The following is a 23,196-nucleotide window of genomic DNA, read 5'->3' as shown; positions in this document are numbered from 1 at the left end:
GGGTTTCCCCAGCGGTCGCGGGATACCCGCGCGAAGTGGCCAGTATGGTGGAGCCGCCGCCGCGCTGCCCGCGTATATGAGGTCGGAACCGGCGGTGGAGCCAACCGGGAGAACCTGCCTTGAGTCGTGAAACTGACAGTCCGTCCTCCGGGCCCAACGGGCACGGGGGTACCGCATACCCCTCGGGCACGCCGCCCTACGGCACCCCCACGGCTTCCGACAACGGTGCGGACACGGGCCGTTCGGGCGCAGGGACCGAGGAGCGCAAGACCGAGACCACGCTGACGACCCGGATCCGGATCAACATTCCCGGATCGCGGCCCATTCCGCCGGTCGTCGTCCGCAAGCCCGTCGCCGACTCCGAGAACGCCGACAGCGGCGCCGCCGAGCCCGCGGCGCCGAGCGCGGCCCCCTCGCCGGGCGCGGTCGAGGCTCCGGTCGAGCCACAACTTCCCCAGCCCGCCGAGGAGAAGACCAGCGACTGGTTCGCGCCGCGCAAGTCCGGTCCGGGCAAGCCCGGTCAGGGCGGCGTCGCCGCCAACGGGGCGGTCACGCCCACCGGTTCGGCCGCCCCGGCCGCTCCCGCCGGCCCCGCCGCTCCGGGTGCCGCGCGGCCCGGCGGTGTGGTCGGCTCCATGAACATGCCGGGCGGCTCCCGGCCCGGCGGCACGCAGGGCGGCGGCCTCCCCGGCGCCACCGGCGGCCCGGTGGCCCCCGGCCACGGCGGCGGCACGGGCTCCTTCGACGTCACCGAGGCCCTCGCGGCGAGCGGCAACGGCTCCCGCCCGGGTGAACCGCGCCGCGACGACCTGCCGTACTTCACGGAACCCGGACAGAACGGTCGGCCGGGCGGCCAGGGCACGCCCAACGGCCAGGACCCCTACGGCGCGCAGAGCCCGTACGGCGGTCAGGGTGCCGCTCCCCACGGCCGACGCGGTCCGAACGGCCAGGGCGGTCACGGCGGCCCCGGACATGGCGGCCCGGCCGGCCCGCAGGGCCCCTCGGGCCCGACCGGCGGCCCGGTCACCGGCAACAGCCCCCTCGCCCTGCCGAGCGGCCCCGGCGCGACCCCGCACCCCGGCCACGGCGGCGGCCTGAGCGACGACACCGCGATCCTCACCCCGCAGCAGCCGGCCCCCGAGCCGCCCCCCGGCAGCCCCTTCGGCGTGCCCGTGGACAACGTCTCCGGGGACACCCTCACCAGCGGCATCCCGGTCGTGCCGCCCGCCGACCGGAGCACGCCGTTCGGGCCGGGCGCCCCCGCCGACGGGCCGGTGGCGCACACCCCGCCGAAGCGGCCCGAGCCGGCGCAGCGGTCCGCGCCCCCCGCCGCGCCCAAGAAGAAAAAGAAGGGCCGCAACAAGCTGGTGCTGCTCAGCGGCGGCGTGATCGCCGTCGCCGGAGTGGCCTACGGCGCCGGTCTGCTGATGAACCACTCCGACGTGCCCAAGGGCACCACCGTGCTCGGCGTGGACATCGGCGGCGGCACCCGCGACGACGCCGTCAAGAAGCTCGACGAGGCCCTCGGCGACCGTGTCGACAACCCGGTGAAGCTGTCCGTCGACGGCGAGACCCTCTCCCTGAGGCCGGACCAGTCGGGGCTCCAGTTCGACACCGACGCCACGGTCGACGCCGCCGCCACGAGCGACTACAACCCGGTCTCCGTGATCGGCTCGCTGTTCGGCCAGGAGCGGGTCGTCGAGCCGGTCATGCCGGTCGACGAGGAGAAGCTGCACTCCGCCCTGGAGACCGCGGCGGGCGGCGCGGGCAGCGCCGGCGACGGCACGATCAGGTTCGAGTCCGGCAAGGCGGTCGCCGTCTACGGCAAGGCCGGCAAGGGCATCGCCGTCGACCAGGCCACCGAGGCCGTCGAGAACGCCTACCGCAGCCAGGTGGAGACCGGCGCGGCCACACCGGTCCAGGTCCCGACCACCGCCAAACAGCCGACGGTGCCCGACGCCGAGGTCGACCGGATGATGAAGGAGTTCGCCGAACCGGCGATGTCCGGCATAGTCACCGTGCAGACCGACGCGGCCCACTCGATCGCCTTCAGCCCGGAGAAGTCCCTGTGGAAGTTCCTCCGCGTCCAGGCGGTCGACGGCAAGCTCGTCGACACCTATGACGAGGCCGCCCTGAAGGAGCTCTACGGCAAGACCTTCGACGGCGTCCTCATCACGCGGGGCACCGGCCAGAAGACCACGATCACCGTCCAGGACGTGATCGGCGCCCTGCGCCCGGCCCTGAAGAGCACGACGAACCGCGTGGCGACGATCGAGACCGACCCGAGCTAGCCGGCGCAGACGCCGAGGGCACCCGGAACCCGCCGGGTGCCCCGGGGCGATGCCGGTCGGGGCAGCGTCCCTCAGGGGGTGCGGTGGACCACGCGACCAGCACGACGCGCCCACGCCCGCCGCGTCGAGCAGCCTCGGGGACGAACCTCTAGTTCAGGAGCGCCCGGGCCGCCCGGGCCTCCCCGCGCACCTTCTCGGCCGCCCCCTCGTCCACGGCCTCCACCACCTCCGCGTACGCGTCCAGCTCCGCGGCCCCGTCCATGAAGTCCCCCCGCCGCACCAGCACCTGCGCCCGCTCGTACCGCAGCCGCGCCGGATGCGAGGGCAGCAGCAACGACAGCTCCACCGCCCACAACGCCACGTCCGACCGCTCGGCCCGGGCCGCGGCCCACGCCCGGACGTTGTTAAGGATCCGCACCACCACGTCCAGCGGGTCCGCGGGCACCAGCATCGAGGGATCCAGCGGCGCCCCGGTGGCGCCCGCCACCAGCAACTCCGCGTCGTTCCCGCTGAGCACCCGCCCGCCGTCGAACGGATCGGCCAGCACCTGCTCCGCGGCCTCCCCCGGCGTCCCGCCGAAGCCGACCACGAAGTGCCCCGGCAGCGCCACGCCGTACACCGGCGCGCCTGCCCGCCGGGCCACCTCCAGCCACACCACCGACAGCAGGATCGGCAACCCCCGCCGCCGCGTCAGCACGGCGTGCAGCAGCGACGACTCCAGCCGCTGGTAGTCCGCGGCGGAGCCGCGGAACCCGCACCGCTCACCGAGCAGTACCCGCACCGCCTCGGCCCAGGCCCGCGCCCCGCCCGGCCGGAACGGCAGCATCCCGGCCAGCCGGTCCAGCTCCACCTGCGCGGCGTCGATGCCCGCCTCGTCCAGCGCCCGGTCGGCCTGCGCCCCCACGAGCAGACACAGCGTCGCCAGGTCGGGCCGCTCGGCGCGCGCCTCCTCGGCGAACCGCCGCCGCAGCTCGGAGGTCCGCTCGGGCGGTGGCGGGAAGGGTGGACGCATGGCTATCGGCCCTCCGGCTCCCGGAAATGGTGGTACGTGTGATGCGCGCCGAAGCCCAGCCCGGCGTACAACGACCGTGCACCGGCATTGTCCGTCTCGACCTGGAGCCACGCCGCCGACGCGCCCTCGTCCAGCGCGCGGCGGGCCAGCGCGGCCATCACCTCGGTCGCCAGCCCCCTCCGGCGCAGCGCGGGATCCACCTCGACGGCGGCGAACCCGGCCCACCGCCCGTCGACGACACAGCGGCCGATCGCGGCGGGTGCCCCACCGGCACCGGGGATGCTCGCGAACCAGACCGAACTCCCGCTCCCCAGCACACGCAGCGCCACCCCGCTCACGCCCTTGCGCTGGTACCTCGCCAGCCACCCGGCGTCCGCCTCCCGGGACAGCACCACCCCGGCGCCCTCGGACCGGTCGGCGACCGGCGCGAGGGCGCCGGTCCACACCTCGGCGGAGACCTCCCGCACCCAGCCGCGCCGTTCCAGCTCCGCGCACAGCAGTTCCTGCGTGCCCTCGGCGCCGGTGGCGGTCTGGAGGTAGGCGGGCAGGCCGCGCTCGCCGTACCAGCGCCGTACGGCGCTCAGCGCCTCGTCGAGCGACACGCCCGGGTCCCCGAGCGGCAGCGCGGAGTTGGCGCGCCGGGTGAACCCGGCGGCGGCGCGCAGCTCCCACTCGCCGAGCCGCTCGCTCTCCAGCGGCCGCCAGCCCCGCGCGGCGATCCGGGCCAGTTCCTCGTAGGAGGCGGCGGGACCGCGGCGGCGGGCCGGCGCGGCGGGCACGACCTTCCCCGCGACCAGCGCGGACTCCTTGATCCGGACGCGCTCGCCGTCCCGCCGTGTGATCACGAGCACACCGTCGTCCCAGGATGTGAGAACACCGACCGTGTCGGTGAATTTCTGCTCCGTGACGCCAAGGTCCCCCAACCGCCGTACGGAGACTCGTTTGCCCACGTCAGCTGTGGTGATACGGACCTCAAGGCGTCCGCCCGCCGATATTTCCACAGGTCGGTTCACCCCTCCTGTTCGGATCGTGCCCAGGAACGGAGATACTAGAGGCGGGCATCGACGACGCCGCGCTCCCGCGCGCCAGGCGGCGGAGCCTGAGGAGGCCCGCCGGCGCCCTATCGAGGAGGAACGACAGCGTGACCTACGTCATCGCGCAGCCTTGTGTCGACGTCAAGGACAAGGCGTGCATCGAGGAGTGCCCGGTCGACTGCATCTACGAGGGCTCACGGTCCTTGTACATCCACCCGGACGAATGCGTCGACTGTGGGGCATGTGAGCCGGTCTGCCCGGTTGAGGCGATCTTCTACGAGGACGACACTCCGGAGGAGTGGAAGGACTACTACAAGGCGAACGTGGAGTTCTTCGACGAGCTCGGCTCGCCCGGTGGCGCGAGCAAGCTGGGCCTGATCGAGCGGGACCACCCCTTCGTCGCCGCGTTGCCGCCGCAGGCCGAGTGACCCCTTAAGCGGCCCGAACCGCGCCGCCTCGGTCCCGTACGGCCCGATCACCCCGATCGCCGCCGCACGGGACCGAGGCGTTTGCCGCACCAGAAAGTGAGCCAGACACCGTGTCCGCAGTCTCCGACCGCCTGCCCACCTTTCCCTGGGACAAGCTCGCGCCGTACAAGGAGACGGCCGCCGCGCACCCGGACGGCATCGTCGACCTCTCCGTCGGCACCCCGGTCGACCCGGTCCCCGAGCTGATCCAGCAGGCGCTCGTCGCCGCCGCCGACTCGCCCGGCTACCCGACCGTCTGGGGCACGCCCGAACTGCGGGACGCGATCACCGGCTGGGTGCGGCGCCGCCTCGGCGCCCAGGACGTCACCCACCGCCACGTCCTGCCGATCGTCGGCTCCAAGGAACTCGTCGCCTGGCTCCCCACCCAGTTGGGTCTCGGCCCCGGCGACCGGGTCGCCTTCCCGCGCCTGGCGTACCCGACGTACGAGGTGGGCGCGCGCCTGGCCCGCGCGCAGTACGCGGTCTACGAAGACCCGACGGACCTCGACCCGGCGGACCTGAAGCTCCTCTGGCTGAACTCGCCCTCCAACCCGACGGGCAAGGTGCTCCCGAAGCAGGAGCTGACCCGGATCGTCGCCTGGGCCCGCGAGCACGGCGTCATGGTCTTCTCCGACGAGTGCTACCTCGAACTCGGCTGGGAGGCCGACCCGGTCTCGGTCCTGCACCCCGACGTCAACGGCGGCTCGTACGAGGGCGTCGTCGCGGTGCACTCCCTCTCCAAGCGCTCCAACCTGGCCGGCTACCGCGCCGCGTTCCTCGCCGGCGACCCGGCGGTTCTCGGCCCGCTCCTGGAGATCCGCAAGCACGGGGGCATGATGACGTCCGCGCCGACGCAGGCGGCCGTGGTGGCGGCGCTGGGCGACGACGTCCACGTCGGCGAGCAGCGCGACCGTTACGCGGCCCGCCGCACGATGCTGCGCGAGGCCCTGCTGGGCCACGGCTTCCGCATCGAGCACAGCGAGGCCGGCCTCTACCTGTGGGCCACCCGGGACGAGTCCTGCTGGACCACCGTGGCCCACCTCGCCGACCTGGGAGTCCTGGTCGCGCCGGGCGACTTCTACGGCCGCGCGGGCGAAAACTTCGTACGTGTGGCCCTGACGGCCTCGGACGAGCGGGTGGCGGCGGCGGTCAAGCGTCTCGCGTGAGCACGGCGAAGGGGCCCAGGGAACTCCCTGGACCCCTTCGCCTCGAGCGCCCGGCACTCAGCCGATCGGCAGCCCATTGGTGGGCAGCGACTGGGTCGGCAGTCCGCCCTTGGTCAGCCCGTCCGTCGGCAGCCCGCCCCTGGTCGCGCTCGCCGCGGCGTCACCCACCACGGCCCCGGCGGCACCGGCGGCGTCACCCGCGGCCTTCTGCACGGCGGGCGTCGCCTTCTTCGCGACCTGGCCACCGGTCTTGCCCGCGGCCGGGACGGCCTTCTTGACGGCCTTGCTGCCGGTGTCGCCGGCGGCACCGGTGACGTTCTGCGCCGTGCTGTCGACGGTGTTGCCGACGTTCGCCGCGTCCAGGGCGGTCAGTCCGCCGAGGTTGCCGGTGGCGGGCAGTTCGGGGGCCGCGCTGGCGGAGCCGGCCGCACCGACCCCGGCAGCCGCTCCCGCTGCGACAAGCAGCGCGGCACGGGCGATCCGACGGGTCAGGGGGAGGGACATGATGCTCCTTCGACGGGAGATGACGGTGAAGTGTCCAGCCGTTCCCGGGAGTTGCTCCGCGATGTCGGTCGCGGTCTCGCGCTCCGGGCTCGGACGCAGTGACTACCGCTCGAAGCGCGCGAAGGTTGCGGCGTGCCAAAGTAAAGAGTTGGCAATGCGTCGCATTATCGGCTGCGGATAAAAACGGGCAAAGAACACCCGGTCCGAAAGTCCGCCGAATCCTTACGGCTCCGTGTTCCCAAGGGATTTGGCGCATAGGGGGGTGAGGCTGCGAAAACCTGAGCACCCGGTCACCCGGTACCGGCGCAAGTAACCCCTGAGGCTGATCGGTCGCACTACTGTGCAGTGACAATGCGGACGGCCTCGGCGGTGCTCCGAGCCCCGTCCGGATTCTTCGCGTCCTCCGCGGCACGCCACCGGCTGTCCGTGTGCCCCGCGACCCACTCCCGCCCGGCGTACGAGACGCGTTCGATGTGCAGCGAGGAGGCGTTGGCCACGGCCCAGTGGGCGTACTGCCAGCCGCGCTCGCGCGCGCCGCGCTCGTCGGTGTCCTCGGCGACGGGCACGGTCACCGTGCGCCCGCTGGTCTCGGTGACCAGGGTCGGCGTGGGAGTGGGCGTGCGGGCGCCCACCTCGGCGCCGGCCTGCTGCACGGCGTCCCGCCCGAAGTCCCGCACCAGCGCGGAACGCACCGCGTCAGGACCGGCGGTCGGCGTCGCGCCCGGCCGTCCCTCGCAGGTCAGCGTGGCCGCCGCGCGCCCCGTGAGGGCGGCGGCGAGCAGGGTGGCGTCCGGCTCGTGCTTGGCGTACGCCTGCGGGAAGCCGCTGCGCTGCACGCGCTGGGCGGCGACGGTGAGGGGCAGCCGGGTGTAACCGGGGACGTCGACCAGGTGGTCGTAGAACATGCCCGCCGAGTAGATCGGGTCCATGATCTGCTCCTCGGTGCCCCAGCCCTGCGAGGGTCGCTGCTGGAACAGGCCGAGCGAGTCCCGGTCGCCGTGGCCGATGTTGCGCAGCGCGGACTCCTGCAGGGCGGTCGCGAGGGCGATCGTGACGGCCCGTTCGGGCAGGCCGCGTGCGGTGCCGACGGCGGTGACGGTCGCGGCGTTGACGGCCTGCTCGGGGCTGAACTCGTACGTCGCCCCGTCGCCGTCGGCCGAGACGACCTTGCATCCCGGGCCGCCGGTGCCCCCGGTGACGTACTGCACCGCGAGGTAGCCCGCGACGGCGAGGAGGACCACGAAGGCCGCCCCCACACGGAGAAGGCGGCCACGACGCTGGAGATGAGGTGACGGCTCTGGCACGCGTCCAAGGTACTGGAGAGTACGAAGTGACCGGTGCCAGGCGGGGAAAGTACACCCAGGTCGGGAGCGCTAGTGTCGACGCATGGCCGACTCCCCGCTTGACCTCACCCTGGACGCCGCCCAGCTCACCGCCCAGCTCGTCGACTTCCCGTCGGAGAGCGGCAGCGAGAAGCCCCTCGCGGACGCGATCGAGAACGCGCTGCGCGCCCTGCCGCACCTGACGGTCGAGCGGTACGGCAACAACGTCGTGGCCCGCACGGACCTGGGTCGGCCGCAGCGCGTGATCCTCGCCGGACACATCGACACGGTGCCGATCGCCGGCAACGTGCCGTCCCGGCTGGACGAGGACGGTGTGCTCTGGGGCTGCGGCACCTGCGACATGAAGGCGGGCGTCGCGGTCCAGCTGCGCATCGCGGCGACGGTTCCGGCCCCGAACCGCGACCTGACGTTCGTCTTCTACGACAACGAGGAGGTCGCCGCCGACCTCAACGGCCTCAAGCACATCGCCGAGGCGCACCCCGAGTGGCTGGAGGGCGACTTCGCGGTGCTGCTGGAGCCGTCCGACGGCCAGGTCGAGGGCGGCTGCCAGGGCACCCTGCGCGTCCTGCTGAGGACCGAGGGCGAGCGGGCGCACTCGGCGCGCGGCTGGATGGGCTCCAACGCGATCCACGCGGCCGCCCCGATCCTGGCCCGCCTCGCCTCCTACCAGCCCCGTTACCCGGTGATCGACGGGCTGGAGTACCGCGAGGGGCTGAACGCGGTGGGCATCTCGGGCGGTGTGGCCGGAAATGTCATCCCCGACGAGTGCGTGGTGACGGTGAACTTCCGCTACGCCCCGGACCGCACCGAGGAGGAGGCGATCGCCCATGTCCGCGAGGTGTTCGCGGACTGCGGCGTGACCGACTTCGTGGTGGACGACCACAGCGGGGCCGCGCTGCCCGGCCTGTCGCACCCGGCCGCGGCGGCCTTCATCGAGGCGGTCGGTGGCACCCCGCAGCCCAAGTACGGCTGGACGGACGTCTCCCGCTTCAGCGCCCTGGGCGTCCCGGCGGTCAACTACGGTCCCGGCAACCCGCACTTGGCGCACAAGCGGGACGAGCGGGTGGAGACGGCGAAGATCCTCGCCGGCGAGGAGCGGCTGCGGGCCTGGCTCACGGCGTGACGGGGGCGGTGCGTCCGCGAGGGGGTTTCCCCGCGGGCGCTTCGTTGCGGACATACACATGTCCCCCCTCTGTGACCGGCGTGGATCTACGCTGAGGTGGAAACACCCCGCAAGCGGAGGGAGCGCACATGGCCACCGGCAACCCTGAGGGAAAGCGGCAGCCGCCGGAGGAGCAGCGACTCGGACCGGTCCTCCGACGGCGGAGCCAGGTGACGGCGAGCACGACGGACCAGCGGCTGCTGGACGCGGGAGGCCCGTCGGACTGGGTCCACACCGATCCGTGGCGCGTTCTGCGCATCCAGTCGGAGTTCATCGAAGGCTTCGGCACGCTCGCCGAACTCCCGCCCGCGATCAGCGTGTTCGGCTCTGCCCGCACGCCCGTGGAGTCGTCCGAGTACGAGGTCGGCGTCCGTCTGGGCAGGGGCCTCGTGGAGGCGGGCTTCGCGGTCATCACCGGCGGCGGCCCCGGGGCGATGGAGGCGGCCAACAAGGGCGCCAGCGAGGCGGGCGGCATCTCGGTCGGCCTGGGCATCGAACTGCCCTTCGAGCAGGGGCTCAACCCCTATGTCGACATCGGCCTCAACTTCCGCTACTTCTTCGTCCGTAAGATGATGTTCGTCAAGTACGCCCAGGGGTTCGTGGTCCTCCCCGGCGGCCTGGGCACCCTGGACGAGCTCTTCGAGGCCCTGACCCTGGTCCAGACCCAGAAGGTCACCCGCTTCCCCATCGTCCTCTTCGGCACGGAGTACTGGGGCGGCCTGGTCGACTGGCTCCGCAACACCCTGGTCGCCCAGGGCAAGGCCGCGGAGAAGGACCTCCACCTCTTCCATCTCACGGACGACGTGGACGAGGCGGTGGCGCTGGTGTCGAAGGAGGCAGGGCGCTAGCTGTACTCGGCGCGGCGGGGTCTGGGGCCAGCCCCGGAGAGATTCACTTCCCGCACACCCGCCCACCCGACTGGCCGACCCGGTCGGGCGGGGCGGGTGGGATCAGCTGGGCGCAGGCCTCAGGCCAGCCCCCGCCGAGCGACCGCCGGGTCCCCCCAGCCCGCGATCGCCGCGACCATCTCCAGCACCTGCCGGGTCTCCCCGACCTCGTGCACCCGGTACACCTGCGCCCCCAGCCACGCGGAGACCGCCGTCGTGGCCAGCGTCCCGATCACCCGCTCCTTCACCGGCTTGTCCAGGCTCTCCCCGACGAAGTCCTTGTTGGACAGCGACACCAGCACCGGCCAGCCGGTCTCGACCATCTCCCCGAGCCGCCGCGTCGCCTCCAGACTGTGCCGCGTGTTCTTCCCGAAGTCGTGCCCGGGATCGATCAGCACCGACTCCCGGGGCACCCCCAGCGACACGGCCCGCTCGGCCAGCCCGAGCGTCACCCGCAGGATGTCCGCCATGACGTCGTCGTACGTCACCCGGTGCGGCCGCGTACGCGGCTCCGCCCCACCGGCGTGCGTACACACCAGCCCGACCCGGTACCGCGCGGCGACCTCCGCCAGCCTCGGGTCCACCCCACCCCAGGCGTCGTTCAGCAGATCCGCCCCGGCCTCGCACACGGCCTCGCCGACATCGTGCCGCCAGGTGTCCACGCTGATGACCACGTCGGGGAACCGCCGCCGCACCTCCGCCACGAAGCCGACCGTCCGCCGCGCCTCCTCCTGCGCGCTCACCTCCTCGCCGGGCCCCGCCTTGACCCCGCCGATGTCGATGATCGCGGCGCCCTCGGCCACCGCCTGCTCCACCCGAGCCAGCGCCGGCTCATCGCGGAACGTGGCCCCCTGGTCGTAGAAGGAGTCCGGGGTCCGGTTCACGATCGCCATGATCACCGACTCGCGCGGGTCGAACTCCCGCCTGCCCAGCCTGAGCATCCGTGTGACCTCTCCTCGTTCGTCCTGGTCCCGGCCCTGTGCGACCGCCTGTGACCCTAACTGTCAGACTCGCATGGCACGATCGGACCCTGACACATCCGACGTCGGCGTACGCCACAGGTGCGCCGCCACACTCCGCGTGGGGACCTCAGCGATGGTTATGTTCTTGTTCCTGGTCGTCGCCCTCGTCGTCGTGGTCGCCGCGGTGACCCTCGCGGTGGTCGGCGGCGGTGAGCGCGGCCCGCTCCCCGAGGCCGCGCCCGAACGGCTGCAGGACCCGCTGCCCCTGGACCGCCCGGTCGGCCGCACGGACATCGACGCCCTGCGCTTCCCCCTGGCCGCCCGCGGCTACCGCATGGCCGACGTCGACGACGCGCTGAACCGCGTCGCCGCCGAGCTCGCCGAGCGGGACGCCCGGATCGCCGACCTGGAGTCCGCCCTCGCCGGCGCCCAGGCCGCGGCCCGCGTCCCCATGGACAAGCCCGGCCGGGAAGAGGGCCCGCGATGACCGACGGAGCCACCCTGGCCGGCCCGGACGGCGCGCTGCGCTGCCCTTGGGCTTTGTCCACGCCGGACTATGTGACGTACCACGACGAGGAGTGGGGCCGCCCGGTCCACGGCGACGACGCGCTGTTCGAGCGGCTCTCCCTGGAGGCCTTCCAGTCCGGCCTGTCCTGGATCACCATCCTGCGCCGCCGCCCCGGCTTCCGCGCCGCCTTCGCCGACTTCAGCATCGCCACGGTCGCCACCTTCACGGACGACGACCGCGAGCGCCTCCTCGCCGACGTCGGCATCATCCGCAACCGCGCGAAGATCGACGCCACCCTCGCCAACGCCCGTGCGCTGGCCGGCTGGGAGCCCGGCGAGCTGGACGACCTCGTGTGGTCGCACGCTCCCGCCCCGGACACCCGCCCGGTCCCGAAGACCCTCGCCGACGTCCCCGCGGTCACCCCGGAGTCGACGGCACTGTCCAAGGCGCTGAAGAAGCGGGGCCTGCGCTTCGTGGGGCCGACGACGGCGTACGCGCTGATGCAGGCGTGCGGTCTGGTCGACGACCACCTGGCGGACTGCGCCGCACGCCGCGTCGGCTGAGCGGGCGGACCGGCTCAGCGCCCCAGATACTTCGGCTTCTCCTTGTTCACGAACGCCTGCACCGCGATCCGGTGGTCCTCCGAGGCTCCCGCCCGCGACTGCAACTCGTCCTCCTTCTCCAGCGTCTCGGCCAGCGAGTGACCGAACCCGTACGCCACGGCCTCCTTCAGCGCGGCGTACGCCACCGTCGGCCCCTCGGCGAGCAGCCTGGCCACCTGCTCGGCCTCCGCGCGCAGCTCCGCCGCGGGCACGACCCGGTTCGCGATGCCCAGCTCGTACGCCTCCTGCGCCTTGACGCTGCGCGGGAAGAACAGCAGGTCGGTGGCGCGCCCGGGCCCGACCACGCGCGGCAGTGTCCAGGAGACGCCGGAGTCGGCGGTCAGCGCGACGCCGGCGAACGAGGTGTTGAAGGCCGCCGTGTCCGCCACGACCCGGTAGTCGGCGGCGAGCGCGAAGCCGAAGCCGGCGCCGGCGGCGACGCCGTTCACGCCCGCGACCACGGGCTTCGCCATGTCGGTCAGCGCCCGCACGATCGGGTTGTAGTGCTCGCGCACGGTGCTCATCGTCTGCCCCTCGCCCGCCTCCCGGTCGGCGGCCAGCAGCCCGATGTGCTCCTTGAGGTCCTGTCCCACGCAGAACGCCCGGTCCCCGGCCGCGGTCAGCAGCACCGCCCGAACGGCCTCGTCGGCCGCCGCGGACCGGACCGCGTCCCGGAGCGCGACCTTGGTCTCGATGTTCAGAGCGTTCATCGCCTCGGGGCGGTTCAGCGTGATCGTCGCGAGCCCGTCGTTCACCTCGTAGAGCACGGTGTCGGCCATGGCGTATCCCCTCCGGTTCGGCGCTCGGGGCGTACCGGTCGGTACGTCCTGTCCGAGGACAGCATGGCGGAGATCACGGACAACGGCCCCGGGCGTCCGTGTGAGCTGCGTCAAAGAATTCGGGCCGGTTTCCGGTCGGCGGAAGTCCGTGCGGCTGCGCAGTATCGCAGTCACATCGCCGAATTGAGTGGTTTTGCTCGGGCGCGTTGCCCAAGCGATGCCGACCGATGTTGGTCATCGGGTCGTGAGATGCGGGATAATGGCTGGGAAGCAATGTGTTCGATGCCGGTGTCGCGTGTCTTGTTTCACGGACCGCGCGCGCCCTTCAGCGGGCGCCGTCGGCCTTGACGATGAGCTGGTTTTCAGGAAGGGGAACGAGCATGGCGGCCATGAAGCCGCGGACGGGTGACGGCCCGCTCGAGGTGACCAAGGAGGGGCGGGGCATCGTCATGCGCGTTCCGCTCGAAGGCGGCGGTCGGCTCGTCGTCGAGCTGACCCCGGACGAGGCCGACGCGCTCGGCGACGCCCTCAAGAAGGTCGTGGGCTGACCTGGAGGCGACCATACCCTTTCAGCCGCCCCGGCACCGCATCCGGTGCCGGGGCCGCTGTATTCCCGGCATTCCTCGGCTCACCGCTCCCGAATACGAGGTGCGGACCACCACCGCGGTGGCGAAAAAGAGTCAGCGCTTGACCGCGCACAGCAGCCCGTCGCCGACCGGCAGCAGCGACGGGACCAGTTCCTGGCTCTCGCGCACCGCGCGCAGCAGCTCACGCAGCCGCAGCACCTCCGTCGGCTGCGGGCCCGAGTCCACCGTGCGTCCGTTGGCGAAGACGCCCTCGAAGACCACCAGGCCGCCCGGACGCAGCAGGCGCAACGATTCAGCGAGGTAGTCCAGCACCTCCAGCCGGTCACCGTCGCAGAAGACGAGGTCGTAGCCGGCGTCCGCGAGCCGGGGCAGTACTTCCAGGGCGCGGCCGGGGATGAACCGGGCCCGGTTGCTGGCGAACCCGGAGGCGCGGAAGGCCTGCCGGGCGAACTGCTGGTGCTCCGGCTCGGGATCGACGGTGGTCAGCACGCCGTCCGCGCGCATGCCGTGCAGCAGATGGATCCCGGAGACACCGGTGCCGGTCCCGATCTCGGCCACCGCCTTGGCGTCCACGGAGGCGGCCAGCAACCGCAGCGCGGCGCCCGTCCCGGGCGAGACCGAGCGCAGCCCTGCGTCCCGGGCGCGGTCGCGGGCCCAGTGAAGCGCCTCGTCCTCGGCGACAAAGGCGTCGGCGAACGCCCAGCTCGTCAGCCGGTTGCCGGTAATGACCCTCTCCTGTCCCCGTGGTTGCCTGGGCGTGACTGTATCCGTTGGTGCCGGGAACCCGCAGATGGGACCAGGCGTTTAGAGGGGTGGGAGACGACGGCGGGGGACACGGTTGGATCACGACGACGAGCGGGGCGCCGAGCAAGTGCTGACGCAGCCGCATGAGCCGTACCAGCACAGATCAATTTCTCGTAAAACCGCTTATGGGGAGCTAACGGGCGAGGTGGCTATGGTAGGGGCCCCACTGGACACCACCAGAGCTGACAGGGGAGGTGCGGCTGCGCCTGTGGACCGCACAGGAGTGCTGAGGCGCTTCCTTGGGTCGGCGGGCAGGCCGAAATCCGTGAACGACACTGCTGCTGACCACAGCCACGCCGCTGACCACGACCGGACCGCGACGTTCTCCACCGACGCGGACGGGCAGGCGTGGACTCCGCCCACCTGGGAGGAGATCGTCAGCACCCACAGCGGTCGTGTCTACCGGCTGGCGTACCGCCTCACCGGTAACCAGCACGACGCCGAGGACCTCACGCAGGAGGTCTTCGTGCGTGTGTTCCGCTCCCTGTCGACGTACTCGCCGGGGACGTTCGAGGGTTGGCTGCACCGCATCACCACGAACCTCTTCCTGGACATGGTCCGCCGCAAGCAGCGCATCCGCTTCGACGCCCTCGGCGACGACGCGGCAGAGCGACTGCCCAGCCGCGAGCCGTCCCCGCAGCAGGTCTTCAACGACGCGCACTTCGACGCGGACGTCCAGCAGGCCCTCGACACCTTGGCGCCCGAGTTCCGCGCCGCGGTCGTCCTGTGCGACATCGAAGGACTGTCGTACGAGGAGATCGCCGCGACCCTCGGGGTCAAGCTCGGCACGGTCCGGTCCCGGATCCACCGCGGCCGCTCCCAGCTGCGCAAGGCCCTCGCGCACCGGTCCCCGGAGGCGCGCGCCGAGCGTCGCTCCTTCGTGCCCCGCGTGCCCGCTCTGGGGGGAGGGGGCGCGTCCGCGTGAGTGGAACACGACCGACGGCTGCCGAGGAGCGCCTCGCGGAGCAGCACCTGGGAGACCGACTCGCCGCCCTGGTGGACGGCGAGCTCGGTCATGACACGCGTGAGCGTGTGCTGGCGCACGTGGCGACCTGCCCGAAGTGCAAGGCGGAGGTCGACGCCCAGCGCCGGCTGAAGAACGTCTTCGCGGAGGCCGCGCCGCCGCCGCCCTCCGAGAGCTTCCTGGCCCGGCTCCAGGGGCTGCCCGGCGGAGGTGATCTCGACGGTGGTGTGCCACCGATGGGGGGAGGCTTCGGCGGAGGCGTCTTCGGCATGAGGCGCGGTGAGGGCTTCGACTTCGAGTACGTCCCCGCGGCCGCGCACGGGTCCGTCCTGCCCTCCTCCGCGCAGCGCGGCTTCCGGATCCACGACGTCGCCCGCAGCGAGGCCGAGCGGGCGGCGGCCTCCCGCGGGCGCCGGTTCGCCTTCGTGGCCGCTGGGGCGGTGTCCCTGGCCGCGATCGCGCTGGGCGGCGTCACCACCGGCACGCCGGGCGACGCCGAGACCCGGGGCGGCTCGGGAAGCAACGTGACCCCGGCGCGTCCGGGGTCGGGCACGACGACGCCGGAGAACCAGCGGCGCCGTGGGGCCGGCCCCCTGCTCTCACAGATCCAGGGCGGACGGACGCTCGGGGAGACGCCGGCGGCGGCGACAGAGGTGTCCGCGCCGCTGCTGCCCGGGGTGGCGTCCCAGCCGGTACACGCCCTCACGGCTCCCATGGTGGCCGACGCGGCCGCGATGTCGCCGTTGATACGTCCCCTGGTGGCGACGCCACCGATCACGCTCAGCAACTGGTCGACGGCTCCCGAGGCCATGACCCCGGGCCTGCTCGCGGCGCCCGTCACGGAAGGGAAGACGACTCCCTCCGCGTCCTCCTCCGTCACACCCCGCTGACCGTTCCCTGCGCCCCGGGGCGCGAACCTGATTGAATCCGAGGTGAAGCGCGCCCACGCCCAGGCGTCCGGTGCGGAATCTTCGAACTGCGGCCACACCAACGACGAGCCGGGCCGCGGCCAGCTGTGGGGAGAGCATGAACGAGGGCACCGCGCCGACGCCGGGCAAGGGGGAGGGCGACTTCGAACTGAGGCGCCCGGAGGAGGCACCCACGGAGACGGTCACCGAGGAGGTGCGGGGGGCTGACGTGCCAGGGGGTACTGGCGCTCCCGCGACGACCGGGCCACGGGACGAGGTGCCGCGGGCTGACGTGCCCCGGGACGACGCTCCGCGAGGTGAGTTGCCACGGGACGAGGTGCCGCCGCGGGGTGAGGTGCCCGGCGACGACGTGCCGCAAGGTGTCATGATCGCGTCCGATGCGCAGGATGTTCCGGCCGCTCGGCCGGCCGTGGAGGACCTCAAGCCACTGCACGACCCCGACCCGTACAGCACCCCGCCGTACGGCCAGCCCGGCCCATGGGCACCCGCCCCGCCCGTACAGCATCCGGCGACCACGCCCGCGCAGGGCACGGCCATGGTGGCGCCCCCGGCGGCCCCGGTGGGGGCACCTGTCGCGACGCCTCCGCACGGAGCACCTGCCCCGGTCCATCCGGCCCCTGCTGCGGCCCGGACTTCGGCTGCGCCTGTCCCTGCCCCTACGCCCGCATCGGCTCCGCCTTCGTTCCCTCCGGCCCCCGCTCCGGCAGTCCAGGCCCCCACTCCGGCTGCGGCCCCCGCCCAGGCCCTCGATCCGACCGCCCCCGCCCAGGCCCCCGCGCCGGCACCTGCTCCGACGGCCCAAGCCACCGCTCCGGCTCCGGCGCCCCTCTCTGCCCCCGCTCCCGCTCCGGAACCCGCGCCGGCGGTCCAGGCCCCCGCTCCGGCTGCGGCCCCCGCCCAGGCCCCCGCTCCGGCTGCGGCCCCCGCCCAGGCCTTCGATCCGACCGCCCCCGTCCAGGCCCCCGCGCCAGCACCTGCCCCGACCGCCCAGGCCACCGCTCCGGCTCCGGCGCCCGCCCAGGCCCCCGCTCCGGCTCCGGCACCTGCTCATGCCGTCCAGGCCCCCGTGCTGCCCCCTCAGGCCCCCGCACCGGCCGTTCCGGCTCCCAGGCCGGGGGGCGCCGCAGCAGCCGCCTCCGCACCTCCCAGCGGCAGCGGCGCCCCCACCCCGCCCCCGGCCTCAGCCGCCCCCGACCCCTGGCGCCGCTACGACCCCTGGGCCGCCGCCGGCCCCGCCACCGCCGCCGGCCCAGCGCTCGCCCCGGCCCCTCTCCAGCAGACCGGTGCCGCGGTCCTCACCGAGCGGCAGCGGCACAGGCGGGGCCTCAAGATCCTCGTCCTCGGCACCGCGCTGGTCGCCCTCGTGGCCGGCGGCATCGGCGGTGTCGTGGGCGCGTATCTGGAGCGCAACGGCGGGGTCGGGCAGGTCGAGCTGCCGCAGGCCGGGCAGGAGGACGCCGCGCGGGACGCCGACAGCGTGGCCGGGATCGCCGCGCGGGCCCTGCCCAGCGTGGTCACCCTGCATGTCAGCGGCTCCGGCGAGGCGGGCACCGGCACCGGATTCGTGCTCGACGGCCGGGGCCACATCCTCACGAACAATCACGTCGTGGAGCCCGCAGGCGAGGACGGTGAGATAACGGTCACGTTCCACGACGGTGAGAACGCGAAGGCCGAGGTCGTCGGCCAGGACAGCGGCTACGACCTCGCGGTCGTCCGCGTCCGCGGCGTCAGCGGTCTGCGGCCACTGCCCCTCGGCAACTCCGACAACGTCCAGGTCGGCGACCCGGTCGTCGCCATCGGAGCCCCCTTCGACCTGGCGGGGACGGTCACCTCCGGCATCATCAGCGCCAAGGAGCGCCCCATCACGGCGGGCGGCGAGGGCGGCGACGCCAGCGACATCTCCTACGTCGACGCGCTCCAGACCGACGCACCCATCAACCCGGGCAACTCCGGCGGCCCGCTGCTCGACGCCCGGGCCCGCGTCATCGGCATCAACTCCGCCATCCGCTCCGCCGGCGACGGGGCCGACGCGGACGGCGGCCAGTCCGGCTCCATCGGTCTCGGCTTCGCCATACCGATCAACCAGGGCAAACGCGTCGCCGAGGAACTGATCAACACGGGCCGGGCGACCCACCCGGTCATCGGCGTCACCCTCGACATGGACTACACCGGCGACGGCGCCCGCGTCGGCACCGCGGGCGCCGACGGTGCCGCCCCGGTCACCCCCGGCGGCCCCGGCGACAAGGCCGGCATCGAGCCGGGCGACGTGGTCACCGAGGTCGACGGGCAGCCGATCCACTCGGGTGAGGAACTGATCGTCAAGACCCGCGCCCACCGCCCCGGCGACCGGTTGGAGCTGACCCTGCGGCGGGACGGCGCGGAACGGACGATCTCCCTGGTGCTCGGTTCCTCCGGCGGAGCCTGAGGAGACGAGAACAAACCTCACAGACCGGACGGTGACCCGCTCCCGCAAGGCAAACAACCGGAAAAACGCTCACCAACGTGCACGTGTGACGCCCGGGACAGTACCGGTCGGACAGGATCGACGGGTACCGTGGATCCGGCCCGGGACACACAAGGAGCTTTCAGGTGTTCAATGACATAGGAGCGCTGGAGCTGGTGACGCTTGTCGTCCTCGCCGTGCTCGTGTTCGGTCCGGACAAGCTCCCGAAAGTCATCCAGGACGTGACGCGCACGATCCGGAAGATCCGTGAGTTCTCGGAGAGCGCGAAGCAGGACATCCGGCAGGAACTCGGCCCGGAGTTCAAGGACTTCGAGTTCGAGGATCTCAACCCCAAGACCTTCATCCGCAAGCAGCTGGACAACGAGGAACTGGGGCTCAAGGAGATCCGCAACGGCTTCGACCTGAAGAAGGAGATGGCCGAGGTGACGGACGCGGTGCACAGCCGCGACGCCGAGCCGCCCGCCTCCTCCGGGTCCTCGGGTGCCCGCGTCGACATGACGAAGAAGCCCGACGACCGCCCGCCCTTCGACGCGGACGCCACCTGACACCCGGGACCCGCCTGACGCCCGCGGACCCGCGTGACGCGCGCGGGACACGACTGACACCTGTGGGATCCGCCTTTCCCCGTGCCACCTCGTCGGATGCCCGCGCGTCGGCCCCTTCGATCACCCGCCCCACGGCTTGAGGACGACGCCCACGCGACCCACGCGCCGGGCGCATTCCCGGCTGCCCGCACCGGTGTGGATATGCTGCCGAGTTGTTGTGCGGACCGGACGAGTACGCCCGAAGGGGGGTGGGCCGTCCGATCCGACGAGAGCGAGGAGGCGTCCGGGCACATGGAGACGACGAGTCGGGCAGTCGAGCAGGCGCCGGCCGCGGAGGGTGGACAACAGTTCCCCTCCGCCCGGCGTACGGTCGACGGCTACCTGCGTGCGCCTTTCCCGTGGTACGGCCTCGACGAGGCGTTCACGGGCCCGCGCTGGCTGATGCAGGTGGGTATGACGGCCGACGGGGCCGTGGAACACGGTTCGATCGGCCACGGTGACGAGCCCTCGGTGCGCGCGGAAGGCGTCGCCGAGGAACGGGAGCGCTTCGCGGTCGTGGTGACCGTCGCCGCGAACCCCGTGCGGCGCAGCGCCGACGGCACGGGGCTGCTGGAGGCCACGTCGGTCTCCTCGGCCGCCTGGCTCGCGGGGGTGGGGCTGCTGTCCTTCACCTGGCCCGGGCAGATGGACCACAGCCTGCGGGACCACTGGCTGGAGCAGCAGACGGAGACCGCCTGGGTCCTCGCGGACGACCTCGCCGGTTCGGACTGGTCGACGCTCTCGCTTCCCGTCGACGGCGTTCCCACGCCGTTCCACTACCGGGAGTCCGAGTTCGGCTGGGTGCTGGCGGGGTCGACGCAGGAAGGCGTCCACGTGGGCGCGTACGGCCGCGGGATGAGCGCGTACGGCCTGGGGTTCTCGGTGGTCAAGGACATCGCCCAGTACGCATGAGAAAGGGCGCCGCCGGGACGGGGCGCCCTCTCGCCGTGGGTGGTGCTCACGCAGTTCCCCGCGCCCCCGAGGGGGCGCACGCGTCACCCACGGGCCGGACTCAGAACTTGTTGCGCGGCGTGATTCCGAGCGACATGCCGGACAGGCCGCGCTGGCGGCCGCCCAGCTTGCCGGCGATCGAACGCAGGGCCGCGCCGGCGGGGGAGTCGGGGTCGCTCAGGACCACCGGCTTGCCCTCGTCGCCGCCCTCGCGGAGGCGGACGTCGATGGGGATGCTGCCGAGCACCGGGACGTTGGTGCCCGTGGTGCGGGTCAGGCCTTCGGCGACCGTCTGGCCGCCGCCCGTGCCGAAGACGTCGACCATCTCGCCGCAGTGCGGGCAGGGCAGCCCGGACATGTTCTCGACCACGCCGACGATCTTCTGGTGGGTCTGTACGGCGATGGAGCCGGCCCGCTCCGCGACCTCGGCCGCCGCCTGCTGCGGGGTCGTCACGACGAGGATCTCGGCGTTGGGGACCAGCTGGGCCACGGAGATGGCGATGTCGCCGGTGCCGGGCGGCAGGTCCAGCAGCAGGATGTCCAGGTCGCCCCAGTACACGTCCGCCAGGAACTGCTGGAGCGCGCGGTGCAGCATCGGACCGCGCCAGACGACGGGGGCGTTGCCCGGCGTGAACATGCCGATGGAGATGACCTTCACGCCGTGCGCGGACGGCGGCATGATCATGTTCTCGACCTGGGTGGGCCGCCCGTCGGCGCCCAGCATGCGCGGCACGCTGTGGCCGTAGATGTCGGCGTCGACGACACCGACCTTCAGGCCGTCGGCCGCCATCGCCGCCGCCAGGTTGACCGTGACGGACGACTTGCCGACGCCGCCCTTGCCGGAGGCGACCGCGTACACCCGGGTGAGCGAGCCGGGCTTGGCGAAGGGCACCTCGCGCTCGGCCTGGCCGCCGCGCAGGGCGCTCGCCAGCTCCTTGCGCTGCTCGTCGCTCATCACGTCGAGCGTGACGTCGACGCGGGTGACGCCGTCGACCCGGGAGACCGCCTCGGTCACCCGCTGCGTGATCGTGTCGCGCATCGGGCAGCCCGAGACCGTGAGGTACACGGAGACCGCGACCGCTCCGTCCGCGCCGATCCCCACCGACTTCACCATCCCGAGCTCGGTGATGGGCCGGTTGATCTCGGGGTCGTTCACCGTCGCCAGTGCCTCGCGCACCGCGTCTTCCGTAGCCATAAGGACGATGGTACGGCGCCGCACAGGCACCGCGGAAAGCCCGTCAGCGGTCGTCTACGTCACGCGCCCCGGACCGTTCTGCCGGGAATGCCCGGTGACCGTCGGGCTGCCCGTCCTGAAGGTCCTTGACGATGTCCTGCAATTCGGAGCGGATCCAGTCGCGGGTCGCCACCTCGCCGAGCCCGATCCGCAGGGCCGCGATCTCGCGCGTCAGGTACTCGGTGTCCGCGATCGACCGCTCGTTCTGCTTGCGGTCCTGTTCGAGGTTGACCCGGTCACGGTCGTCCTGCCGGTTCTGGGCGAGCAGGATCAGGGGGGCCGCGTAGGAGGCCTGGAGCGAGAGCATCAGGGTCAGAAAGATGAACGGGTAGCTGTCGAAGCGCAGGCCGGCCGGCGCGGACACGTTCCACAGCACCCACGCCACGACGACGATCGTCATCCAGACCAGGAACCGCCCGGTGCCGATGAAGCGCGCGACGCGCTCGGACAGCTTCCCGAACGCCTCCGGGTCCCACTCGGGCAGGATCCGGGGCCGCCGGGGACGTGGCTGGTCGAGCCGGGCGCGCGAGCGTGTGGTCGCCGTGGCCCCGGCGGGCACGCGCTCCCGGCCGGTCTCGCGCCACGCCTCGCGTCGCACCACCTCACGCTCGGGAGCCATGGACGCTCACCCCCTCGCCCTCGTCCAGCTCGAACTCGGACTCCCGCCAGTCCTCGGGCAGCATGTGGTCCAGTACGTCGTCCACGGTCACCGCGCCCAGCAGCGACCCGGACTCGTCGACGACGGGCGCCGAGACCATGTCGTACGTCGCGAAGAACCCGGCGACGAGCTGCAGCGTCGCCCCCGGCGCGAGGGGTTGCAGATCGTCGTCGAGGATCGAGCTGACCAGGGTGTACGGCGGGTCGCGCAGCAGCCGCTGGAAGTGGACGGTGCCGAGGTACTTGCCGGTGGGCGTCTCGTCGGGCGGCCGGCAGACGTAGATCTGGGCGGCGAGGGCGGGGGAGAGGTCGCGGTTGCGGACCCGGGCGAGGGCCTCGGCGACGGTGGCGTCGGGGCGCAGGACGATCGGCTCGGTGGTCATCAGACCGCCCGCGGTGTGTTCCTCGTACGCCATCAGGCGCCGCATGTCGGCGGCGTCGGCGGGCTCCATCAGGCTCAGCAGCCGCTCCTTCTCCTCCTCCGGCAGCTCGGAGAGCAGGTCGGCCGCGTCGTCCGGGTCCATCGCCTCCAGGACGTCCGCGGCGCGCTCCTCCTGGAGCTTGCCGAGGATCTCGATCTGGTCGTCCTCGGGGAGCTGTTCGAGCACGTCGGCCAGGCGGTCGTCGTCGAGGGCCGCGGCGACCTCCGCCCGCCGCTTCGCCGACAGATGGTGCAGGACGTTGGCGAGGTCGGCGGGGCGCAGCTGCTCGAAGGTGGCGAGGAGGCTCTCGGCGCCCTGTCCGTGCTCCTCCAGGGAGAATCCGGTGACGCCGGACCACTCGACGGTCAGCGTCTCGCCCTTGGCCCGCCGGAAGGCGCTGCCCTTCCTGCCCTTGCGGACGAAGACGCGGTCGATCTCCCAGTCGCGGCGGGCCGGCAACTGCTGCACCGCGAGGTCCAGGACGGTGACCTGCTCGCCGGTCTCGACGAGGGTGACGCTCTTGTCCAGCAGCTCGCCGAAGACCAGCCGCTCGGTGGGGCGCTGTTCGAAACGGCGGACGTTCACCACGCCGGTGGTGATGACCTGTCCGGACTCGACGCCGGTGACCCGGGTCATGGGCAGGAAGATCCGGCGCCGGGTGGTGAGTTCGACGACCAGCCCGAGCAGCCGCGGCGGCTTGTTGCCGACCCGCAGCATGACGACCAGATCGCGTACGCGGCCCACCTGGTCGCCGTTCGGGTCGAAGACGGCGGTGCCGGAGAGGTGCGAGACGAAGATCCGGGGGGCGCCGGCGGCCATGGCTGCGCCTCCTTTTCCTGCTGTTCGTTGCGTTTGCTCCGCTTGTGCCGAATTGCTCGCTCGG

At 72.7% G+C, this 23,196-nt stretch carries 23 protein-coding genes; 13 read left to right on the top strand and 10 right to left on the bottom strand.

Going from position 1 to position 23,196, the window contains the following annotated elements; all coding sequences use genetic code 11:
- Nucleotides 1-119: 119 nt before the first annotated feature.
- Nucleotides 120-2,291: a hypothetical protein gene (locus ACFV6X_RS03215; RefSeq protein ID WP_385376804.1), complete on the top strand. Its 2,172-nt coding sequence runs from the start codon at nt 120-122 to the stop codon at nt 2,289-2,291.
- A gap of 148 nt (nt 2,292-2,439) precedes the next feature.
- Here ACFV6X_RS03215 and ACFV6X_RS03210 read toward each other — a convergent pair whose 3' ends face one another.
- Both ACFV6X_RS03210 and ACFV6X_RS03205 read right to left on the bottom strand, forming a co-directional pair.
- Nucleotides 2,440-3,303, bottom strand: coding sequence for a transglutaminase-like domain-containing protein (locus tag ACFV6X_RS03210; RefSeq protein ID WP_385376801.1), 864 nt, complete (start codon nt 3,301-3,303; stop codon nt 2,440-2,442).
- Nucleotides 3,304-3,305: 2 nt separating this feature from the next.
- Nucleotides 3,306-4,304 (bottom strand): GNAT family N-acetyltransferase, encoded by a 999-nt coding sequence (locus ACFV6X_RS03205; protein ID WP_385376910.1) that lies wholly within the window; start codon nt 4,302-4,304, stop codon nt 3,306-3,308.
- 140 nt (nt 4,305-4,444) lie between these two features.
- On the opposite strand from ACFV6X_RS03205, the gene fdxA reads away from it, so the two are divergent.
- Together fdxA and ACFV6X_RS03195 are read left to right on the top strand one after the other, a co-directional pair.
- Nucleotides 4,445-4,765 (top strand): ferredoxin, encoded by a 321-nt coding sequence (gene fdxA / locus ACFV6X_RS03200; protein ID WP_362249186.1) that lies wholly within the window; start codon nt 4,445-4,447, stop codon nt 4,763-4,765.
- 110 nt (nt 4,766-4,875) lie between these two features.
- Entirely contained in the window at nt 4,876-5,970 is a 1,095-nt protein-coding gene (locus tag ACFV6X_RS03195) for a bifunctional succinyldiaminopimelate transaminase/glutamate-prephenate aminotransferase (RefSeq protein ID WP_385376798.1), read from the top strand.
- A 57-nt stretch (nt 5,971-6,027) separates the two neighbouring features.
- Here ACFV6X_RS03195 and ACFV6X_RS03190 read toward each other — a convergent pair whose 3' ends face one another.
- Both ACFV6X_RS03190 and ACFV6X_RS03185 read right to left on the bottom strand, forming a co-directional pair.
- Nucleotides 6,028-6,474: an ATP-binding protein gene (locus ACFV6X_RS03190; protein WP_385376796.1), complete on the bottom strand. Its 447-nt coding sequence runs from the start codon at nt 6,472-6,474 to the stop codon at nt 6,028-6,030.
- Between the two features lie 335 nt (nt 6,475-6,809).
- Complete coding sequence (locus tag ACFV6X_RS03185; RefSeq protein ID WP_385376794.1) at nt 6,810-7,778, bottom strand: heavy metal transporter; 969 nt, start codon at nt 7,776-7,778, stop codon at nt 6,810-6,812.
- A gap of 82 nt (nt 7,779-7,860) precedes the next feature.
- Here ACFV6X_RS03185 and dapE point away from each other — a divergent pair, with 82 nt between their 5' ends.
- Together dapE and ACFV6X_RS03175 are read left to right on the top strand one after the other, a co-directional pair.
- The gene (dapE, locus tag ACFV6X_RS03180) at nt 7,861-8,940 is read left to right on the top strand and encodes a succinyl-diaminopimelate desuccinylase (RefSeq protein WP_385376791.1); all 1,080 of its coding nucleotides are present in this window, start codon (nt 7,861-7,863) and stop codon (nt 8,938-8,940) included.
- A gap of 128 nt (nt 8,941-9,068) precedes the next feature.
- On the top strand, nt 9,069-9,827 hold the full coding sequence (locus ACFV6X_RS03175) for a TIGR00730 family Rossman fold protein (protein WP_385376788.1): 759 nt from the start codon (nt 9,069-9,071) through the stop codon (nt 9,825-9,827).
- Nucleotides 9,828-9,946: 119 nt separating this feature from the next.
- Here the strand turns inward: ACFV6X_RS03175 and folP are convergent, their stop codons facing one another.
- On the bottom strand, nt 9,947-10,807 hold the full coding sequence (folP, locus tag ACFV6X_RS03170; protein ID WP_385376785.1) for a dihydropteroate synthase: 861 nt from the start codon (nt 10,805-10,807) through the stop codon (nt 9,947-9,949).
- A 154-nt stretch (nt 10,808-10,961) separates the two neighbouring features.
- On the opposite strand from folP, the gene ACFV6X_RS03165 reads away from it, so the two are divergent.
- Nucleotides 10,962-11,315 carry a DivIVA domain-containing protein gene (locus tag ACFV6X_RS03165; protein ID WP_365452405.1) on the top strand — a complete coding sequence of 118 codons (354 nt, stop codon included), beginning with the start codon at nt 10,962-10,964 and terminating at the stop codon, nt 11,313-11,315.
- A complete protein-coding gene (locus tag ACFV6X_RS03160; RefSeq protein WP_385376782.1) occupies nt 11,312-11,899 on the top strand; it encodes a DNA-3-methyladenine glycosylase I in 588 nt (195 codons plus the stop codon). The genes ACFV6X_RS03165 and ACFV6X_RS03160 overlap by 4 nt, the downstream gene beginning before the upstream one ends.
- 14 nt (nt 11,900-11,913) lie before the next feature.
- Here the strand turns inward: ACFV6X_RS03160 and ACFV6X_RS03155 are convergent, their stop codons facing one another.
- Nucleotides 11,914-12,717, bottom strand: coding sequence for an enoyl-CoA hydratase/isomerase family protein (locus tag ACFV6X_RS03155; RefSeq protein WP_385376779.1), 804 nt, complete (start codon nt 12,715-12,717; stop codon nt 11,914-11,916).
- 380 nt (nt 12,718-13,097) lie between these two features.
- Here ACFV6X_RS03155 and ACFV6X_RS03150 point away from each other — a divergent pair, with 380 nt between their 5' ends.
- On the top strand, nt 13,098-13,265 hold the full coding sequence (locus ACFV6X_RS03150) for a DUF3117 domain-containing protein (protein WP_003966491.1): 168 nt from the start codon (nt 13,098-13,100) through the stop codon (nt 13,263-13,265).
- Nucleotides 13,266-13,397: 132 nt separating this feature from the next.
- On the opposite strand, the gene ACFV6X_RS03145 is transcribed toward ACFV6X_RS03150, so the two are convergent.
- Nucleotides 13,398-14,096 carry an O-methyltransferase gene (locus ACFV6X_RS03145; protein ID WP_385376907.1) on the bottom strand — a complete coding sequence of 233 codons (699 nt, stop codon included), beginning with the start codon at nt 14,094-14,096 and terminating at the stop codon, nt 13,398-13,400.
- Nucleotides 14,097-14,331: 235 nt separating this feature from the next.
- On the opposite strand from ACFV6X_RS03145, the gene sigE reads away from it, so the two are divergent.
- From sigE to ACFV6X_RS03120, 5 genes are all read left to right on the top strand, one after another.
- Nucleotides 14,332-15,033, top strand: a complete 702-nt coding sequence (gene sigE / locus ACFV6X_RS03140) for an RNA polymerase sigma factor SigE (RefSeq protein WP_365452429.1) — start codon at nt 14,332-14,334, stop codon at nt 15,031-15,033.
- Nucleotides 15,030-15,962, top strand: coding sequence for an anti-sigma factor family protein (locus ACFV6X_RS03135; RefSeq protein ID WP_385376777.1), 933 nt, complete (start codon nt 15,030-15,032; stop codon nt 15,960-15,962). Before sigE ends, ACFV6X_RS03135 begins: the two co-directional genes overlap by 4 nt.
- A 574-nt stretch (nt 15,963-16,536) precedes the next feature.
- A complete protein-coding gene (locus ACFV6X_RS03130; protein WP_385376904.1) occupies nt 16,537-18,426 on the top strand; it encodes a S1C family serine protease in 1,890 nt (629 codons plus the stop codon).
- A gap of 164 nt (nt 18,427-18,590) precedes the next feature.
- Complete coding sequence (locus ACFV6X_RS03125) at nt 18,591-19,010, top strand: sec-independent translocase (protein WP_385376774.1); 420 nt, start codon at nt 18,591-18,593, stop codon at nt 19,008-19,010.
- 291 nt (nt 19,011-19,301) lie between these two features.
- The gene (locus tag ACFV6X_RS03120; protein WP_385376771.1) at nt 19,302-19,961 is read left to right on the top strand and encodes a hypothetical protein; all 660 of its coding nucleotides are present in this window, start codon (nt 19,302-19,304) and stop codon (nt 19,959-19,961) included.
- Nucleotides 19,962-20,061: 100 nt separating this feature from the next.
- Here the strand turns inward: ACFV6X_RS03120 and ACFV6X_RS03115 are convergent, their stop codons facing one another.
- Genes ACFV6X_RS03115 through ACFV6X_RS03105 form a run of 3 tightly spaced genes read right to left on the bottom strand, consistent with a single transcriptional unit; the run spans nt 20,062 to nt 23,132 of the window.
- A complete protein-coding gene (locus ACFV6X_RS03115; protein WP_385376767.1) occupies nt 20,062-21,195 on the bottom strand; it encodes an Mrp/NBP35 family ATP-binding protein in 1,134 nt (377 codons plus the stop codon).
- Nucleotides 21,196-21,238: 43 nt separating this feature from the next.
- Entirely contained in the window at nt 21,239-21,853 is a 615-nt protein-coding gene (locus tag ACFV6X_RS03110) for a DUF1003 domain-containing protein (protein WP_385376764.1), read from the bottom strand.
- Entirely contained in the window at nt 21,837-23,132 is a 1,296-nt protein-coding gene (locus ACFV6X_RS03105) for a magnesium transporter MgtE N-terminal domain-containing protein (protein ID WP_385376761.1), read from the bottom strand. The genes ACFV6X_RS03110 and ACFV6X_RS03105 overlap by 17 nt, the downstream gene beginning before the upstream one ends.
- Nucleotides 23,133-23,196: the final 64 nt, after the last annotated feature.

It is taken from the genome of Streptomyces sp. NPDC059861 (genome assembly GCF_042731435.1).
Classification (GTDB): Bacteria; Actinomycetota; Actinomycetes; order Streptomycetales; family Streptomycetaceae; genus Streptomyces.
The sequence above is the reverse complement of the archived record's forward strand: the minus strand, read 5'-3'. Positions and strand labels throughout refer to the sequence as shown.